The 16511-nt window shown below is 70.5% G+C and carries 17 protein-coding genes; 12 read left to right on the top strand and 5 right to left on the bottom strand.

Annotated elements, in window-relative coordinates; all coding sequences use genetic code 11:
• Positions 1-194: 194 nt before the first annotated feature.
• Together ligA and DVR07_RS04725 are read left to right on the top strand one after the other, a co-directional pair.
• On the top strand, positions 195-1991 hold the full coding sequence (gene ligA / locus DVR07_RS04730) for an ATP-dependent DNA ligase LigA (protein WP_115795603.1): 1797 nt from the start codon (positions 195-197) through the stop codon (positions 1989-1991).
• Positions 1992-2100: 109 nt separating this feature from the next.
• Positions 2101-2619, top strand: a complete 519-nt coding sequence (locus DVR07_RS04725; protein ID WP_115795602.1) for a hypothetical protein — start codon at positions 2101-2103, stop codon at positions 2617-2619.
• A gap of 26 nt (positions 2620-2645) precedes the next feature.
• Here the strand turns inward: DVR07_RS04725 and DVR07_RS04720 are convergent, their stop codons facing one another.
• Positions 2646-3623, bottom strand: a complete 978-nt coding sequence (locus tag DVR07_RS04720; RefSeq protein WP_115795601.1) for a sodium:calcium antiporter — start codon at positions 3621-3623, stop codon at positions 2646-2648.
• 125 nt (positions 3624-3748) lie between these two features.
• On the opposite strand from DVR07_RS04720, the gene DVR07_RS04715 reads away from it, so the two are divergent.
• From DVR07_RS04715 to DVR07_RS04695, 5 genes are all read left to right on the top strand, one after another.
• Positions 3749-4483 (top strand): class I SAM-dependent methyltransferase, encoded by a 735-nt coding sequence (locus DVR07_RS04715; RefSeq protein ID WP_115795600.1) that lies wholly within the window; start codon positions 3749-3751, stop codon positions 4481-4483.
• Positions 4484-4589: 106 nt separating this feature from the next.
• Positions 4590-5351: an MBL fold metallo-hydrolase gene (locus tag DVR07_RS04710; RefSeq protein ID WP_115795599.1), complete on the top strand. Its 762-nt coding sequence runs from the start codon at positions 4590-4592 to the stop codon at positions 5349-5351.
• A gap of 66 nt (positions 5352-5417) precedes the next feature.
• On the top strand, positions 5418-5756 hold the full coding sequence (locus DVR07_RS04705; protein WP_115795598.1) for a hypothetical protein: 339 nt from the start codon (positions 5418-5420) through the stop codon (positions 5754-5756).
• A gap of 70 nt (positions 5757-5826) precedes the next feature.
• Complete coding sequence (locus DVR07_RS04700; RefSeq protein ID WP_115795597.1) at positions 5827-6273, top strand: hypothetical protein; 447 nt, start codon at positions 5827-5829, stop codon at positions 6271-6273.
• A 130-nt stretch (positions 6274-6403) separates the two neighbouring features.
• Positions 6404-7435, top strand: coding sequence for a zinc ribbon domain-containing protein (locus DVR07_RS04695; RefSeq protein WP_115795596.1), 1032 nt, complete (start codon positions 6404-6406; stop codon positions 7433-7435).
• A gap of 42 nt (positions 7436-7477) precedes the next feature.
• On the opposite strand, the gene DVR07_RS04690 is transcribed toward DVR07_RS04695, so the two are convergent.
• The 3 genes from DVR07_RS04690 to DVR07_RS04680 form a co-directional block, all read right to left on the bottom strand.
• Complete coding sequence (locus DVR07_RS04690) at positions 7478-7687, bottom strand: TOBE domain-containing protein (protein ID WP_115795595.1); 210 nt, start codon at positions 7685-7687, stop codon at positions 7478-7480.
• A gap of 114 nt (positions 7688-7801) precedes the next feature.
• Entirely contained in the window at positions 7802-8893 is a 1092-nt protein-coding gene (locus tag DVR07_RS04685) for a DNA topoisomerase IV subunit A (protein ID WP_115795594.1), read from the bottom strand.
• Positions 8890-11298 (bottom strand): DNA topoisomerase VI subunit B, encoded by a 2409-nt coding sequence (locus tag DVR07_RS04680; protein ID WP_115795593.1) that lies wholly within the window; start codon positions 11296-11298, stop codon positions 8890-8892. The genes DVR07_RS04685 and DVR07_RS04680 overlap by 4 nt, the downstream gene beginning before the upstream one ends.
• Before the next feature lie 179 nt (positions 11299-11477).
• On the opposite strand from DVR07_RS04680, the gene DVR07_RS04675 reads away from it, so the two are divergent.
• The 4 genes from DVR07_RS04675 (at position 11478) to DVR07_RS04660 (ending at position 14755) form a co-directional block, all read left to right on the top strand.
• On the top strand, positions 11478-12779 hold the full coding sequence (locus DVR07_RS04675) for an MFS transporter (RefSeq protein WP_115795592.1): 1302 nt from the start codon (positions 11478-11480) through the stop codon (positions 12777-12779).
• The gene (locus DVR07_RS04670; RefSeq protein WP_115795591.1) at positions 12776-13651 is read left to right on the top strand and encodes a polymer-forming cytoskeletal protein; all 876 of its coding nucleotides are present in this window, start codon (positions 12776-12778) and stop codon (positions 13649-13651) included. The genes DVR07_RS04675 and DVR07_RS04670 overlap by 4 nt, the downstream gene beginning before the upstream one ends.
• A 131-nt stretch (positions 13652-13782) precedes the next feature.
• Entirely contained in the window at positions 13783-14019 is a 237-nt protein-coding gene (locus tag DVR07_RS04665; protein WP_115795590.1) for a hypothetical protein, read from the top strand.
• Positions 14020-14023: 4 nt separating this feature from the next.
• Positions 14024-14755 carry a YqjF family protein gene (locus DVR07_RS04660; protein WP_240147435.1) on the top strand — a complete coding sequence of 244 codons (732 nt, stop codon included), beginning with the start codon at positions 14024-14026 and terminating at the stop codon, positions 14753-14755.
• A 22-nt stretch (positions 14756-14777) separates the two neighbouring features.
• On the opposite strand, the gene DVR07_RS04655 is transcribed toward DVR07_RS04660, so the two are convergent.
• Positions 14778-15476: a DJ-1/PfpI family protein gene (locus tag DVR07_RS04655; RefSeq protein WP_115795589.1), complete on the bottom strand. Its 699-nt coding sequence runs from the start codon at positions 15474-15476 to the stop codon at positions 14778-14780.
• A 219-nt stretch (positions 15477-15695) separates the two neighbouring features.
• Here DVR07_RS04655 and DVR07_RS04650 point away from each other — a divergent pair, with 219 nt between their 5' ends.
• Complete coding sequence (locus DVR07_RS04650; RefSeq protein ID WP_115795588.1) at positions 15696-16508, top strand: ABC transporter ATP-binding protein; 813 nt, start codon at positions 15696-15698, stop codon at positions 16506-16508.
• The last annotated feature ends 3 nt before the right edge of the window (positions 16509-16511 follow it).

Raw genomic sequence — 16511 nt, 5'->3', positions numbered from 1 at the left:
GCGGTTGCGGTAACAGAGGTGACGGCAGTAGCTAGCCTCTCGCCGGGTCTCACCGTTCTCGATGTTCTCGCGGCGTTCACCGCTCTCAATTACCTGAACCCCTACACGGTCACAGATTCACGAGCGTCCCCGCGTCACGAACCTCTCAGACCAACCCGAACCGTTTAATTCGGGGTGCCGACTACCTTCGCCCGATGGAGTTCGGGGAGTTCGCCGACGCGGCCGCCGAGATCGAGGCACTGAGCGCCGACACCGACATCGTCGAGCGAGTGACGACGCTCCTCGAGAACGCCAACGACGACCTCCCCGTGCTGGCCCGGTTCGTCCAGGGCCGGGTGTTCCCGGCGTGGTCCTCCCGGACCCTCGACATCGGGCCGAACTACTGCTACGAGGCCGTCGCCCGAGCGGCCGGGACCAACGTCTCGGCCGACGACGTGGAGGCCCGTCTCGCCGAGGTGGGCGACATCGGCGAGGTGGCCGCGAGCTACGACTTCGGGGGCCAGCGGGGCCTCGGCGCGTTCGCCGGTGGAGGCGACGGGGACGGCGCAGATGGGAACGACCTCACCGTCGCGGAGCTCGCAGACGAACTCGACGCGCTGGCGGCCGCCGCGGGCTCGGGCAGCCAGGACAAGAAGATCGACATCCTGTTCGGGCTGTTCAACCGGGCGAGCTCGGCGGAGGCCCGGTACCTCGCCCGGCTGGTCCTCTCGGAGATGCGCATCGGCGTCGGCGAGGGCACCGTCCGGGACGCCACCGCGCAGGCGTTCGACGTCCCGGTCGAGTCGGTCGAGCGCGCGCTCCAGGTTTCGAACGACTACGGCGACGTCGCCCGCGTCGCCCGCGACGAGGGCGAGGCCGGCCTGGACGCGATGGACCTCGAACTCGGTCGGCCGGTCCAGGCGATGCTGGCCCAGGCCGGCACCGTGAGCGACGCGCTCGACGACTGGGACGCGGCCGCGGTCGAGTGGAAGTACGACGGTGCGCGCGTTCAGATTCACTACGACCCGGACGGCCTCGGCTGGGCGGGCGGCGAGGCGGCAGAGAGCGGGACGGATGCGGCAGGAGGCGAAAACGGCGACCGTCGCGAGGTCGCCGTCTTCTCGCGGAACATGGAGGACGTGACCGACGCGCTCCCCGAGATCGTCGAGCAGGTCGAGACCCGCCTCGACGCGCCCGCGATCCTGGACGGCGAGGTGGTCGCCGCCGAGGACGGCGAGCCCCTGCCGTTCCAGGAGGTCCTGCGGCGGTTCCGCCGGAAGCACGACGTCGAGGCCGCCCGCGAGGCGGTCGAACTCGACCTGTTCGCGTTCGACTGCCTCCACGCCGATGGAGACGACCTGCTCCGAGTTCCCCTGACCGAGCGCCACGACCGACTCGAGGAGGTCGTCGACGCAGCGGGCGAATCAGCGAGCGACGGCGCGGCGGACGGGTCGACGGTCTCCTCGCTGTGGGTCACCGACGACACCGAGGAGATCGCCGAGATAGAGGCCGAGGCGCTCGACGCCGGCCACGAGGGCATCATGCTCAAGGACCCCGCGTCGACCTACTCGCCCGGCCGCCGCGGGAAGCACTGGCTCAAGCGCAAGCCCGACGTCGAGACCCTCGACCTGGTGGTCACCGGCGCCGAGTGGGGCGAGGGCCGGCGGGCGAGCTTCCTCGGGACGTTCCTGCTCTCGGCCCGCGTCGACGACGGGGGCGCGGACGCCGACGAGTTCGAGACGCTCGGGAAGGTCGCGACCGGCATCACCGACGAGGAGCTCGCGGAGCTGACCGAACTGCTCGAACCCCACGTCCGGGCGCAGGACGGCCAGGCGGTCGACATCGCCCCGTCGGTCGTCTTCGAGGTGGGCTACGAGGAGATCCAGGCGTCGCCGACCTACTCGTCGGGCTACGCGCTGCGGTTCCCCCGGTTCCTCGGGGTGCGCGAGGACAAGGACCCCGAGGACGCCGACTCGCTGTCGCGCGTCGAGCGGCTCGCAGAGCAGCAGTAAGCGGCCGGCCGGCACTCGGTGGACAGTCGAAAGAGGCCGACACGCAGACGTTCCGCCGCTGGCACCGCCGTCAGCAAGCTATTCCGACCTGGAGGCCCACGGGACGACCGTGGCGAGCTTCCGGACCCGGCGCGGCCGGTGCGTCCTGACCGACGACGAGCTCCGCATCGAGTCGGGGCTGGCGAGCCACGTCCTTCGCTACTGGGAGGGCAACAGACTGTTGCTCGCCGCCTATCTCGCCGTCTACGCCGCGCTGACCGTCGCCGCCGGCCGGGTCCTCGCCCGCGGCGACTGGGACGCGCTCGCGTTCGGGGTGGTCGCGGTCGCGGCGGCGGTCGTCGCCGGCCGCCGATTCAGCGCTCGCCGGGACGTCACTCGCGACAGTCGCATCCCGCTGTACGACGTGGAGGCGGTCGAGGCCTACGCGGGCGAGGCCCGGTTCTCCCCGCCGCGGTTCGTCGTCCGGTACTGGCGCGGCGGCGACGTCAAGCGCCGGTACGTCCTGATGCCCTCCCGGACGCTCTCCTACGCGGACGCCGAGTTCGAGGCGGCGACGCGGCTCCTGCGAGAGCGCGGCGTCCCGGTCGAGTTCGTCGACGATGGCGGGGCCGTCGTGCGCGACTGGTGACCGACGCGTCGAGGGTGCGCCGACCGTCAGAACGCGTATATCGCGACCCAGTACGCGGCGTACACCGCGAGCAGCACCGCGCCCTCGAGTCGGCCGACCGACCCCCGGAAGAGGAACGCCAGCACCAGCGCCAGCGACCCGAGGAAGAACGGCCAGTGGACCGCGAACACCGCGCCCGAGAGCGTCAACGGGTGGACGAGCGCGATGACGCCCGCGTTGGCCGTGACGAAGAACAGCATGCTCCCGACGATGTTGCCGATGCCGACCGCGGGCCGGCCCTCCCGGACCGGCTCGACCGTGAGCAGGATCTCCTCCAGGCTTGCGATGAAGCTCATCACGGTCGCGCCGAACGCCAGCCCCCGCAGGTCGAAGATGGCCAGCACGTCCCGTGCGCCGGTCACCGCCAGCTCCGACCCCGCGGTCATCCCCGCCACCGTGAGCAGGACGATTCCGAGTTCGACCAGGTCGCGGTCGTCGGTTTCGTCCTCGTCGCGGTCGGACTCATCGCCGTCCTCGAACTCGTCGGCGTCCTCGGCCTCCAGGAACCGTGTCGACCGGTCGGCCTCCCACCGGTAGACCGTCCAGAGCAGCGGCGCGAACCCGACCACCAGCAGGAGTCCGTCGAACCGCGAGAGCCGACCGTCGAGCGAGAGCAGACCGAGCAGCGCGGGCGAGACCGCGGTCAGCGCCAGGTACCCCCGGGGCGTCGACTGCTCGAAGGGGACCAGCACGCCGGCGAGGCCGACCGCCGCGCCGAGGATGAACACCGCCTCGCCAAAGACGGTGCCCAGCGCCACGTCGGGCAGGTCGCCGGCCGCGGCCGCGACGCCGAGCACCGCGTTCTCGAGGTCGATGCCGGCCAGCAGCACGGTCAACAGGAACGTCGAGACCCCGATTCCGGTCGCGGCCTCGGCGACGTGCTCGACGAACTCCTCGACGCTCCAGACCACCAGCCCGATGCCGACCAAGAAGACGACCACCGGAATCAGCGGCGAGGCGACCATGTGGCCCCGGAATTCGAGAGCGACGATGATAAGGCCGGTGGTGGGAAGGCGGGTTCTCCGGTCGCTCGGACGCCGAATCGCCGCCGGCCGGTGGACCTTTAGGCGAGGGGTCCGTCTCGCCGGCAGTGAATTCTAACGAAGTCCGTCGACAGTGGGCCGACCGGTCCGGGGCCTACTCGCCGCGCTACTACGCCTACTACGGCCCGGACGAGACCAGCGAACTGCTCGCGGAGCTGCTCGACGCGTTCGTCGGGCCCGACGCGGCCGTACTGGAGCTGGGGTGTAGCTCGGGCCGGCACCTCGCGCACCTCCGGGACCGCGGCTACGACGACCTCCACGGCGTCGAGATAAACGGCGAGGCGTTCGAGGTGATGGCCGACGCCTACCCCGAGCTCGCGGCGGACGGGACCTTCCACCACGCCGCCATCGAGGACGTCGTCGAAGAGTTCGACGACCGCCGGTTCGACGCCGTGTTCTCGGTCGAGACCCTCCAGCACGTCCACCCCGACTCCGAGGCCGTGTTCGACGAACTCGCCCGGGTCACCGACGACCTGCTGGTCACCGTCGAGAACGAGAACCGGGACGGCGAGTCCGGGTCGACCGACCCGGCCGACGCCACCAACGGCGGCGATTCCGGTTCCAATCCTGGCTCCGGCTCCGACTCTGATTCGGCGGTCGACTCCCCGGACGGCGGAGACGTCGACGAGCCGGCGGCCGGTCGGGGAATCAACTACGTCCACGGGGAGTTCCCGCTGTACTACCGGAACTGGAACCGGATCTTCACCGAGCGCGGGTTCGCGGAGGTCGAGCGCCGGTCGACCGACCGGGACACGGTCCGGGCGTTCCGGCGCGAGGACTGACCGACCGGGCCGCCCGGGCCGAGAACGACCGGCGCTCGCCGGGAGATCGGCACCGCCATGTGCTCGAAGCCGAACCGTTTAGGCCCGCCGCCCGCTACCACGGGGTATGACGATCCGACACGACGGACTCCTCGCCGAGTGGCTCGGCTACGCCGGCCTCCGGCTCGAATCGCCGGACGGCACCGTGGTCTACGTCGACCCCGGCCGGTACGGCACCCTCACCGGCGAGTGGCGCCCGGACTCGGCCGGCGTCGGCCACCCCGAGGCCCGGGACTACCGGCCCGAGGACGGCGACCTCGTTCTCGTGACCCACGACCACCACTACGACTCCGACGGTATCCGGCGCGTGGCCGGCGAGGAGGCCACACTGGTCGTCTACGAGGCGGTCTACCCGCCGAAGATTGACCGCGACGTCGAGGACTTAGACGACCTCCCGTACGACGTCGTCCGGGTCGGCGAGGACGACGACCGGCTGTTCGGCGAGGTGGTCGTCCGGTCGATCCCCGGCTACAACGAGCCCGACGGTCTGCACACCGACGCGAGCGGCGAACCCTTCCACCCCGAGGGGTTCGGCGTCGGCTACCACCTCACGCTCCCGGGTCGGAACGCCGAGGACGTGACGGTGTTCTGGCCCGGCGACTCCGACGCGCTGGCGGGCCACGCCGAGCTCGACGTCTCGCTGTTCTGCCCGCCCATCGGCGGGTCGTTCACGATGGACCGCCGGGAAGCCGCCGACCTCGCCGGCGCGATGGACCCCGACCTCGTGTTGCCCGTCCACTACAACACCTTCGAGGCGCTGGAGGCCGACTCGGGCGCCTTCGCGGCCGATGTGGCCGGCCGCGGCGTCCCGGTCGTGCTCGACGAGTAGACGTCGGCCCGTCCGCGCTTCACTCGACGCAAACCTTTATGTGTCATCTGCATTGTACCCGAGTGCATGGACTGGCACGCCCTGGCCGCCCTGCTCCTCCAGTACACCCTCCTCGGCGCGGCCCTGACCGTCGGCGCGGCGTACTTCGCCTTCAGTTCGGGGCTCACCCTGCTCCTGCTGGCGGGCGCGGGCGTCATGCTCGTCGTCCTCGGGGCCGCCGAAGCCGGCCCGGCGCCTGCCGCGGGCGTCGAGGCGGCCGAGGACGCCGACGTGGGTACGACGGCGGAGGGGATGCAACTGGTGCCCGGGTCTGGGTCGAACTACTCGATCAGGGCGAAACTCCTGTTCTACGGGCTCGGACTGGTCGCCTGGCCGCTGGTCGGGCTCGCGGTGCTGCTCCGGTGACCGAGCCGTCGACCCCGCTCGACGGACAAGAAAGGTAGATTTTTCATCACGTCGCCGTCAACCGTCTCGCATGGACGCCGAACCGCCCGACGACTGGCCCTACGCCGACGAGCTCGCAGTCTGCGCAGCCTGCGGGAGGGACGAGGACCGGCACGTCGTGGTCGACTCGCTGGGCCTGGTCTGGGGCGCGGCGATGCGCGGCGGGCTCGCCCCAACCGACATCGGCGACAGGAGCGGGACCCTCGCGTTCCGGTGCTGTCGGGACTGCTGGGAGGACGGCGTCGACGTCCTCGACGACGCCCGGACGCTCGTCGCCCGCGAGGGCCGCGGCGAGTCCGGCCGACCGTTCGCCCTGGACGACGAGAAAGTCGCCGCGGCGGCCCGGCTCGACGCCGAGCGCGTCGCCGTCCGGGACCTCCGACCGCTGGAGTTCCGGAGCGACCCCGAGCGCGAGCACGTCCGCTCGCAGGACGAGGCGGTCGAGTCGCTGCTCGACGCCTGGTTCGACGACGAGTGAGTCAACGTTCATCGAAGCGTCGGCCGGCCCGCCGAGTGTCCGGCGGTGGCGCCTCTCGCGGTGAGGCCCGCGGCCGACGACGGCTCGCGCTCGGCACAATCTACTTGGCCTCCGGGACGTAGGTTCGAGTATGGGTCCTCGCACAGCTCCGAACTTCTGTTCGCAGTGCGGGTCGTCGCTGTCGCCCGACGACGCGTTCTGCTCGCAGTGCGGCGCCGACGTGGGGAAGCCGACGGCGACCGAGGCCGCGACCGGCCCCGCTACCGGCGGGGCGACCGGGCCGAACGCGCGGGAAGCCGGTCGTGGTGCCGGGACCACCGGGTCCCACGCTCGCCGGACCGGCTCCGCGGGGGGTTCGACCGCCGGCCGAAGCCGCTCGGCGTTCCAGCGCCGCATCGAGGACAGGGCCGTCGACGGCTGGGAGCTCGAACGCGACTACGGCGACCGGGTCGTGATGGTCGACCGCGGGTTCGGGTCGGTCATCGTCCACGCGGTGCTGTTCCCGCTGACGTGGGGAATCGGTAACGCCATCTACGCGTGGTACAGCTACGCGCCGGGCGCCGACCGCGTCGAACTGCGCGACGACGGCACGGTCCGGGACGTGTCGGGCAGCGAAGGGCGCTTCGAGACGAACTCCGGGACCAGTTACGGCGCGGACGGGAACCACGACGCGTATTACCCCGAGCACGGTGAAGCCGACGACGAGTCGGACGACTCGCTGCTCGGTAATCCCGGATCGCTCGTGACCAGCGTCGTCCTCGCGCTCGTCGGTCTCGGGATGCTCGGCGACGCGACGGGCGTCAAGACCGTGTTCATCGGCCTCGCGCTGCTCGCGGGTGCGCTGCTCGCGCTGCCGCCGGTCCGGAGACGCCTGGAGGAGCGCGAAGAGGTCACGAAGTTCGGCCGCGTCCGCACGACCGACGAGGAGGTCGTCGACGCGCCAGACGTGCCCTGCACCGCCTGCTCGCGGCCGGTCGGGACCGGCGTCAGGCGGACGTTCGCGGAGAAGCTGTTCGTCGCGGGCGTGCCGGTCGCGGTCGACGAGCGGGGCGAGAACTGCTACTGTCGGTCGTGCGCGCAGGGCGACCCCTTCACCGACGACTTCGCGTTCGAGGGGGCGCGCGGGGAGGCGACGACCGCCGAGGTCGAGCGGGAACTGTAGGCGGCGGTCGTCGGACTCCCTGGTGCGGTTCGATACCGGGAGCTACCGGTTCTCCACCATCACTTCAGTCGCCTTGACGACCGCGCTGACCTCCTCGCCCTCCTCGAGGCCGAGGCGCTCGGCGGAGCTGGCGGTGATGACCGCCGTGACCGTCTGGCCGTCGTCGACCTCGACGGCGACCTCCGCCATCAGTCCCTCTCTCTCGACCGATTCGACCGTTCCCGCGAGCCGGTTGCGCGCGCTGAGTGCCATACGCGCGGGATACGACGAACCAGTTCAAAAGGGTCGCGGCCGCGGGTTACAGGCCGCCCATCTCCGCGAGGCGTTCGGGTTGCATCGACCCGAACGCCATCTCGATGCGAGCCCTCAGAGGACGCCCATCTCCTCGAGGCGTTCGGGTAGATACGTCTCGGTCACGAAGTCGAGACCGTGGGACGCCAGCGACTGCTGCTCGGACTTCTTGTCGATGTCGAGCTGGATCTCGATCTGCTCCTCCCAGTAGTCGGTCTGGAACCTCGGGTCCTCGAGCTCGCTCTCGAGGGCGTTGACGTCCGAGTCGCTCAGGGGGTCGGTCGGCAGGTCGTACTCCACGATGTCCTCGGGTTGGATGCCGATGAACTCGGCCTCCGGGGTGGCGAGGTACTCGCTGAGGTGGGCCGACTTGATGGAGCCGTACGCCACCGACCCGAAGATGCGGTACGACCACGGGTCACCGTCAGTGAACACCGTTACCGGCAGGTTTAGTTCGTCGTGGAGGCGCTTGGTCAGCCGGCGGGTCGCCCGCGCGGGCTGGCCGCCGAGGTGGACGACGATGCAGTCGTGCTCGTCGTCGAAGCCGTTCTCGACCAACCGGTCGCGCATGCCGCCCGTCTCCACGCACATCACGAAGTCGGCGTCGTTGTCGAGGAACTCGATGGTGTCGACGTTGTTCGGAATCTGATAGCCACCCTGCCCCACGTCGTCCTGGCAGTGAATCTCTCTGTCGCCCCGATTGGTCTGCTCGCGGAGCAGTAGCGGCCCCATCACCTTCGCGCCCGACTCCTCCGGGCGCATGTGGAAGTCCTCGCGAGTGACCTCCGAGACGATCTCCAGGTCCTCGACCAGCTGGTTCGACTCGTCCTGGGAGTTGAACTGGGCCTCGTCGACGTCCCAGCTCTCGCTGAGGTAGTAGAGCTCACGCAGGGTCGACGAGCGGTCCTGGTCGAGCTGCTCGGAGAGGAAGTCGATAGTGTATATCGCCTTGAGAAGTTTACGGGCGCCCCGGACGCTGTTTGCGCTCCGGGTGCTCTCGCGGTCGCCGTACACCCAGACGTCCTCCTCCTCGTCGAAGACGATGTTGCTCTTGGTCCGGGTGGGGACCGACATCTCGGGGATCTGGCCCCGCTGGAACTGGTCGTAGAACTCCGCGGCGAGGTCGATGAGCTTCTCCTGGGCTTCGGCTTCGTTGTCTGCGCTCATTGGTTGATGGTGAGTTTGGGGTCTTCGACTCCGTCGATGCTGACGTCGAACTCCGCGTCGCCGTCGATCTCGTACTCGAGGACGGCCTCGTCGCCGCTCTCGACGGTCGGCGACCACTTGACGAACCACTCGCCGTCCATGTCGACCGCGGTCGCGCCGTCCGAGAGGGCGGTCGGCTCGGCGGTCACGATGTCGGTCACCTCCGGCGACTCGTTGGTGCTGGTGTGGTTCTCGATCACGAGGCGGACCTTCCCGTCCTCGACTTCGCGCTCGACCAGCACGTTGTTCATGATGCGGGCCAGCGCGTCCTCGTACTCGGGTTCGCCCTGCTCGGTCACGTCGGCCAGCTTCTCGGCCATCTTCGGCAGGATGGAGGCGATGACGTTCTGCTTCTTCTTGCGCTTCTGCAGCGACTTGCGCTTGTTGAGGTACGACTTGAGTTCGCGGGCCGCCTCCCGGATGGCGAGCTCGATCTCGTCCTCGATTTCGGGGACGTTGGCCACCGCGTCCTTGCTCTCGCTGGTGAACGGGACGTTGGTCGAGGCGACGTGGACCATGATGACCGCCGGGCCCTTCGGGATGCCCGAGCCGCCGGGCTGGTCGAGGTTGTAGTTGCGCCAGCCGATGGACTTCACGACGTCGGTCGTCGCGCAGGCCCCGCGCTGGTAGACGAGCGGGACCCGGTTGGCGAACCGGAGCACCTCGGACTGGCCGTCGGCCTCGAGTTCGCCGCCGTAGGCGATGCCGGCCTCCACGATGAAGGGGTCGCCGCCGTGGACGTCGGCGTCGCGGGTCGAGGCCGCGTAGAAGTCGGCGTCGTACTCCTTCCGGAGGCCGGCCTCGACGAGCTCGTCGGTGATGGGCGACAGGCAGTTGGTCGGCGGCGCGATGATGTCGGTCTCGGTCATCGCCGCCAGCAGGTCGCTGGACATGTCCCGGTCGTCGACGAACTCCCGGACCTTCGGGACGGCGTCGGGAATCGTGACCATCGTGTTCCAGACCTCCATCACGACGTTCTCGCGGGCGGTGTCGCCCATCGTCGCGTCGTCGTACTCCTCGGTCTGGTCGGCGGCCTTGTCGACGTACGTTCGGACCTCGTCGTGGGTCGCGCGGTCGCGCTCGCGGCCCTTCTCGAACCGCTTGGCGAGGCGCTCGGCCATGCCGTGGACGGTCTCATCGTCCTTCCGGGTGCTGGTGGCCTTGTCGACCAGCCGGTAGAGGTCGGCGGTCCGGTCGTCGGTGAGCTCGGCCCACGCGGCCGCGACCGCCTTCTCCTGGACGGTGTCGCCGAACGTCGCGCCGTGGTCCTCGCCGACATCCTCGGCCGTCTCGGCCACGATCTCGACGAGCTCGTGGTGGGCGACGCGGTCGCGGGCGACGACCTTCTCGGCCACCTCGTCGCCGAACGCCGCGGTCGCGTCCTTGCCCTTGTTCGAGACCGCGTTCGCGACCGCACGCGCGAGGTCGGCCTTCTCGTGGTTCTGGGGCGGCCGCCACGACGCCTCCCGGCCGAAGTGGCGGTCGCGGAAGTTGTCGAGGATGGAGTCGGCGGTCTTGCGGCCGACTCGGGTGAACTCCTCCTGGACGAACCCCGAGACGCTGTGGGAGTCGGTGCTCGCGAGCATCTTCAGCACCGTGCCGAGCTCGACGCCGTGGGGGTGCGGGCGGATCTCCTCGGTCTCGGCCGGGAGTTCGGCGCCCTCGGCCCGCTCGAACTGCTGGGGCTCGTCCATGCCGGGCTCGCGGTACTCGATGCGGGCGTGGGGGTTGACGACCGCCGTATGCTTGACGTACCGCTGGAGCTGCTGGCGGGCCCGCATGTTGGCCTCCATCTCCAGCTCGATGCGGGTCCCGTGGGTGTCGTTGACGTGCTTGCCCGCGGGCGGGGTGTCGGACTCGTCCTTGATCTCGGGCTCGTTCTCGTCGGTGTCGATGATGAGCTCGAAGTACTGCTCGGAGCCGCCTTCGGTCTTGCTCGTGATCTTGGCGGGCTTGCCGGAGGTGAGCTGGGAGTAGAGGACCGCCGCGGAGATGCCGATACCCTGCTGGCCCCGGGACTGCTCGCGGGCGTGGAACCGCGACCCGTACAGCAGCTTGCCGAAGACCTTGGGGACCTGCTCCTTGGTGATGCCGGGCCCGTTGTCCTCGACGATCAGGGTGTAGTAGTCGCCCGAGTCGTCGATCTCGACGTAGATGTCGGGCTTGATGCCGGCCTCCTCTGTCGCGTCCAGCGCGTTGTCCACCGCCTCCTTCACCGCGGTCACTAGCCCTCGGGCCCCGCTGTCGAACCCGAGCATGTGCTTGTTCTTCTCGAAGAACTCGGCGATGGAGATCTGGCGCTGGCTCTCGGCCAGTTCCTCGGCGATCCCCTCCTCCTCGCCGAGCGTCGACTGGATAGATGGCATTCTGTGGTACCCCGTAGCCGCGTGGATGTTAAAGGCTTCTCGGTGCCAGAGCGGAAGTAAAAACCATTAACAAACCGGCTTTGGATATACGAAATCGGGGCGCCCCGCCGTCACCGGACGCGTCCACGACCCCTCTCGATGCGGGGTTTGAAGGGTGAACGCGTCGATCTGACTGTCGGATGCGACTCTTCGGATTCCTCCGGGAGCGCCGGTGGACGCCGGCGGTCGGGTACGGCCTGTTCGTCGCGCTGCTCGCGGCCGGCTACTACTACAACGTCACGTTCGTCCAGTTGGGCCTGCTCGACCTCGGGACCCGGCTGGTCGGGATGACCGAGACCCAGGTCTCGGTGTGGATGGCGGCGCTCGCGCTGCTGACGTTCGGCGTCGCGGTCGCGACCGGGGTGACGATGGACCGCCGTGGCTGGAGCGCGGACCTGCTCGTCAAGCTCCGGCTGCTGTTCGGCGTGGTCGCGCTCCAGACGGTCCTGACCGCGGGCGCCCCCGCCATCAGGACCGTCCCGGCGTTCGGCGCGTGGATCGTCGCGGCGTCGGTCGCGCTCGGCGTCGGGATTCCGGCCTCGTTCGGTCTCACCGTCGACCTCGTGCCGGTCGAGGACCGGGGCTACGTCGCGGCCGCGACCACCGCCCTCGCCTACTTCGCGGCGAACGTCTACCCGCTCGACTGGAGCATCGAATCGTTCGCCGCGATCATGGTCGCGGCGATGGTCCCCGGCGCGCTCGCGCTCGGGGTCCTCGCGTCGGGCCGCGTCGGGCCGGCGAACCGGCTGCTCGCGGGGCTCGCCGACCAGCACGAGGAGTGGGGCGTCGGCCGGTTCTGTCGCCCCCGCCCGGTCCGGACCCGGAGCGTCGCCTTCTGGGGGCCGGTCGCGCTGATGTTCGGCGTCTTCTTCGTCGACAGCCTGGGCTTCCTCCGCATCGTCGAGACGCCGGCGCTGGTCCGGGGCGCGTGGCGGTCGCCCGACTTCGCCGACCACCTCTTCCTGGGCGTCGTCCACGTGCTGGGCGCGCTCGTGGCCGGCGTCCTCTACGCGAACTTCGACCGGAACTGGCTGTTCGCGTGGGTGTTCGGCCTGTTCTCGCTGACCCACCTGTTCTACACGACCGACGTTCGCGTGGCGGCGTGGTTCCCCGGCCTCGCGTCGGGCGGAGCCTCCCCGCTCAACTCGGCGGTGTACGCGGTCGCGGTCAGCTTCTACACCACGCTCAACTTCGCGCTCTGGCCCGACCTCTCGACGCCGGACACGGTGGGAGCTCACACCGCGCTCGGGGTGGGGCTCGCGGGCTGGGTCGCGACGTTCCTCAGCACCGCGGTCGCGCTCTACTTCGAGGCGGCCGAGGTGACGCTGCTGTCCCACCTCAACCTCGTGAACGCGCTGGCGCTCCTGCTGTTCGCGGGGCTGGTCGCGGCGGTGTACCTCCGGCGCCTCGTCGCGGCCGCCCGGGAGGCGAGCGCCGGATGACCGACCCCGTCGAACTGCTGCCGCTGCTCGTGGTCGTGGTCCTGCTGCTGTCGCTGAGCGGCGAGCGCGTCGAGCAGATGGAGGTCGTCTTCGAGGGCGACCGCGAGATCACGGAGATCGACGACGTGCTGGTGGTCGGCGGCGGAACGGTGACCGTTCCCGCGAACGAGAACGTCTCGGGCCCCGTCTACGTCGTCGGCGGCGACCTCCGGATCCGGGGGCGACTCGACGGCGACGTCGACCAGCTCGCCGGGAACGTCACGGTCGTGGGGACCGGCGCGGTCGCCGGGGAGCTCCGGACCATCGCGGGCAACGCCTCGGTCGCACCGGGCGCGACGGTCGGAACGCGGACGACGGTTCCGATAGTGCAACAGGAGCCCTCGCCCGCCCGGGAGTACGGCTTCCTCGCACTGCGGGCGCTCGTCCTCGCGCTCGCGGCCGGCCTCCTCGCCCGTCGGGAGCCCGCGCTGCTCCGGAACGTCGGCGACTCGGTCGTCCACCACCCGGTCGTCAGCGGCGTGGTGGGGGCGTTCACCGGGGCGACCGCGCTGGCGCTGTTCGTCTTCATGGCGTTCACGCTCGTCCTCATCCCGGTCAGCCTCTTCGGTCTCGCGGTCGGTCTGCTCACCGTCGCCTACGCCTACGTCGCCTACGGTTACCTGGTCGGCCGGGCGCTCCCCGGCGACCGCCCGGACCTCGCCGCGGCCGCCGGCGCCGCGCTCGTCGTCGTCGCCGTCGACCTGCTCGGCCGGGTTCCGCTGGTCGGCACCGCCGTCCAGTTCGTCCTCGTCGCGACGGGACTGGGCGCGGTGCTCGTCACGTACTACGGGTTCCGAGAGTTTGAGCCCGCGCTCGCGGACTTCCCGGAGTGACCGGCCGCGGCCCGGGGCGAGGGTCGTGCAACCCCCTCCGCCGGGTCGAACCCCGGGGGTGTGGCGGTGAGAACCGGGTCGGCGCGCCGAGGAGGACGTAGCTTTTTGTCCTGCTGTCCGAAGAGACCGATATGAGCAGAGCCGCCAGCGCGGTCCTGAGCTGGGTCAGTTCGTTCGTCGTCGCGTACCTCGTCGGGTGCGCGGTCCGCGACCGGCGGACCGGCCTCCGGGCGGGGCTGGTCGCCGGGACCGTCGCCGCCGCCGCGAGCTGGGTCGCCTACGGAATCGCCGGGGCGGTCGAGCGTCGCGATTTCACCGAGATCCCGGACGCCGACGACCCCGCTGCGTCTGCGACGGGGAGCGACTGACCGCATGCTCTCGCTCGCGATGGGCTGGCGCGACGTCCTGTTCGCCAACTGGTCGGTCGACCCGGCGACCGTCGAACCTCGAATTCCCGACGCGCTCGAGGTCGACACCCACGACGGCCGGGCGTACCTCTCGGTCGTGCCGTTCGTCAACGTCGACCTCCGACCCCGCTTGCTGCCCCGGGGGCTCGGCTTCCGGCTCCCGGAGCTCAACCTCCGGACGTACGTCCGGCCCGACCCGTCGCGGTTCGACGACCGGACGCCCGGGGTCTACTTCTTCAACCTCGACGCCGACGGTCTGCCCGGCGTCGGCCCGGCCGCGGTCCTCGGAGCCCGGCTGCTCCACGCCCTGCCGTACTACTGGGCCGACATCGACTGCACCGACTCCGGCGACGCCGTCCGGTTCGAGAGTCGCCGGCGCCATCCCGGCGCGCGGCCGGTCCACTTCTCGGCGACCTACGGGCCGACCGGCGGGCCGTTCCGGTCCGAGTCCGGGTCGCTCGCGGAGTTCCTGACCGAGCGCTACCGGTTCTACACCGAGGCCCAGTCGGGCGCGATCCGGTACGCCGACGTCGACCACCCGCGCTGGCCGCTGGCCGAGGCGGAGATGGACGTCCGGGAGAACACGCTGTTCCGTGCCGACGGGTTCGCCCGTCCCGAGGGCGACCCGGTCTGCTACTACAGCCCGGGGGTCGACGTGACGACGTCGCCGAGTCGGCGGCTCGACCCGGGACGCTGAGCGGGACGGCGCGGCCGCCCCGTCAGGCCGACGTCTCGACACCGAGTTCGTCGAGGAGCGTCCTCGCGCCTTCGCGGGAGGACTCCGGACCACGGGCGGTCACGAGGTCGCCGTCGACGGTGACGCTCGCGTCCGAGTCGACCTCGGCGTCCCAGTTGGCGCCCGCGGCCCTGACCTCGTCTTCGACCCAGTAGGGCATCTTGCGGCCGTCGGGCAGCACGTCGTTGTCGTCGACGATGTCCTCGTCCCACTCGTTCGGGAACCCGGTCACGTTCCGGTCGGCTGCGATGGGTTCGCCGTCCTCGTCCCGGGCGAAGGCCAGCAGGGCGACGGCGTGACAGACGACCATCGCCTTGCCGTCGTCTCCCGAGAGGGTTTCGCGCAGAAGCTGACGGGCGTGTGTATCCTGATTGACGTCCCACTCGGTGCCGTGGCCGCCGGGGAACACCGCGACGTCGTAGTCGGCGGCGTCCTGCGTCGCGACCGCCACCGGGTCGTTCAGTCGCTCGTCGTTCTCGTGGACCTCCGTGACTCGCTCGGCGGTCTCCTCGTCGACGAACGGCGCGTCCGGGTCGGTCGAGGTCGGGTCGATGACCGGCGGCGACCCGCTCGGCGTGGCGACCGTGACGTCGAACCCCTCGTCGTCGAGCGTCTGCAGCGGCTCGACGCACTCCTCTCCCCAGTACCCCTCTTCGCTCACGACAAACAGTGCAGAAGGCACGGGTGGTCGTTGGGGTGTCCCGCGTAAACCCGCTTTGGCAACTACCTTATAAACCCGGATCCGAAATCGGCCGGGGGTGGGCGAATCGCATCGCTCCCGGCGCGTGAACGTCTCCGGGCTCGGACAGGGGGAGCGCGTCGCGTTCGACGGCGTCGCGCCGCTCGGCCCTGCCGGGCGAAAACCACCTATGTCTCGGCGCCGTTACGTCCCACGAACTCGATGGTAGACGACGAGACCGGCGTGCGCGCGGCGGGCGAGTCGGCCGACCAGCGACGCGACGACGCCATTCGGCTCGACGGCGTGACGGTCGAGTTCGACGCCGTGCGCGCCCTCGCGGACGTCGACCTCCGGGTGGGTGAGGGGGAGTTCGTCACGGTCATCGGCCCGTCGGGCTGCGGCAAGACCACGCTGCTCCGGACGGTCGGCGGCCTCCAGGAACCGACCGCGGGCGACGTCCGGGTCGCCGGCCGGCCGCCCGACGCCGCTCGCCGGGAGGGCGAGTTCGGCTTCGTCTTCCAGCGCCACGCGCTGCTGCCCTGGAAGTCGGCGCTCGAGAACGTGACCTTCCTCCGGCGGATGGCCGGCAAGTCGGCCGACCGCGACCGGGCCATGGACCTGCTAGAGACGGTCGGCCTTTCGGGATTTGCCGACGCCCGGCCCGCCGAGCTCTCGGGCGGGATGCGTCAGCGGGTCGCCATCGCCCGGGCGCTCCACCTCGGCGCCTCGGTGCTGCTGATGGACGAGCCGTTCGGCGAGCTCGACGAGCTCACCCGCGAGGAGATGGGCGTCGAGGTCCGGCGGGTGTGGCGCGAGGAGCGCAAGACGGTGCTGTTCGTCACCCACAGCGTGCCCGAGGCGGTGTTCCTCGCCGACCGGTGCGTGGTGATGAGCGACCAGCCCGGCGAGGTCGCCGGCGTGTTCGACGTCGAACTCCCCCGACCGCGCGACGAGTCGGTGTACGGCACCGCGGCGTTCCAGGAGCAAGTCGCGCGGGTCCGGACCGCGCTCCACGAGGGGTACGAGCTGCGATGAGGC

It is taken from the genome of Halorussus rarus, assembly GCF_003369835.1.
GTDB lineage: Archaea > Halobacteriota > Halobacteria > Halobacteriales > Haladaptataceae > Halorussus > Halorussus rarus.
The sequence above is the reverse complement of the archived record's forward strand: the minus strand, read 5'-3'. Positions and strand labels throughout refer to the sequence as shown.

Excerpts from the sequence above, each read along its gene's own strand:
- ligA (WP_115795603.1), top strand. The coding sequence starts at position 195 with ATGGAGTTCGGGGAGTTCGCCGACGCGGCCGCCGAGATCGAGGCACTG.
- DVR07_RS04720 (WP_115795601.1), bottom strand. The coding sequence starts at position 3,623 with ATGGTCGCCTCGCCGCTGATTCCGGTGGTCGTCTTCTTGGTCGGCATC.
- DVR07_RS04710 (WP_115795599.1), top strand. The coding sequence starts at position 4,590 with ATGACGATCCGACACGACGGACTCCTCGCCGAGTGGCTCGGCTACGCC.
- DVR07_RS04705 (WP_115795598.1), top strand. The coding sequence starts at position 5,418 with ATGGACTGGCACGCCCTGGCCGCCCTGCTCCTCCAGTACACCCTCCTC.
- DVR07_RS04700 (WP_115795597.1), top strand. The coding sequence starts at position 5,827 with ATGGACGCCGAACCGCCCGACGACTGGCCCTACGCCGACGAGCTCGCA.
- DVR07_RS04695 (WP_115795596.1), top strand. The coding sequence starts at position 6,404 with ATGGGTCCTCGCACAGCTCCGAACTTCTGTTCGCAGTGCGGGTCGTCG.
- DVR07_RS04690 (WP_115795595.1), bottom strand. The coding sequence starts at position 7,687 with ATGGCACTCAGCGCGCGCAACCGGCTCGCGGGAACGGTCGAATCGGTC.
- DVR07_RS04685 (WP_115795594.1), bottom strand. The coding sequence starts at position 8,893 with ATGAGCGCAGACAACGAAGCCGAAGCCCAGGAGAAGCTCATCGACCTC.
- DVR07_RS04680 (WP_115795593.1), bottom strand. The coding sequence starts at position 11,298 with ATGCCATCTATCCAGTCGACGCTCGGCGAGGAGGAGGGGATCGCCGAG.
- DVR07_RS04675 (WP_115795592.1), top strand. The coding sequence starts at position 11,478 with ATGCGACTCTTCGGATTCCTCCGGGAGCGCCGGTGGACGCCGGCGGTC.
- DVR07_RS04670 (WP_115795591.1), top strand. The coding sequence starts at position 12,776 with ATGACCGACCCCGTCGAACTGCTGCCGCTGCTCGTGGTCGTGGTCCTG.
- DVR07_RS04665 (WP_115795590.1), top strand. The coding sequence starts at position 13,783 with ATGAGCAGAGCCGCCAGCGCGGTCCTGAGCTGGGTCAGTTCGTTCGTC.
- DVR07_RS04660 (WP_240147435.1), top strand. The coding sequence starts at position 14,024 with ATGCTCTCGCTCGCGATGGGCTGGCGCGACGTCCTGTTCGCCAACTGG.
- DVR07_RS04650 (WP_115795588.1), top strand. The coding sequence starts at position 15,696 with ATGGTAGACGACGAGACCGGCGTGCGCGCGGCGGGCGAGTCGGCCGAC.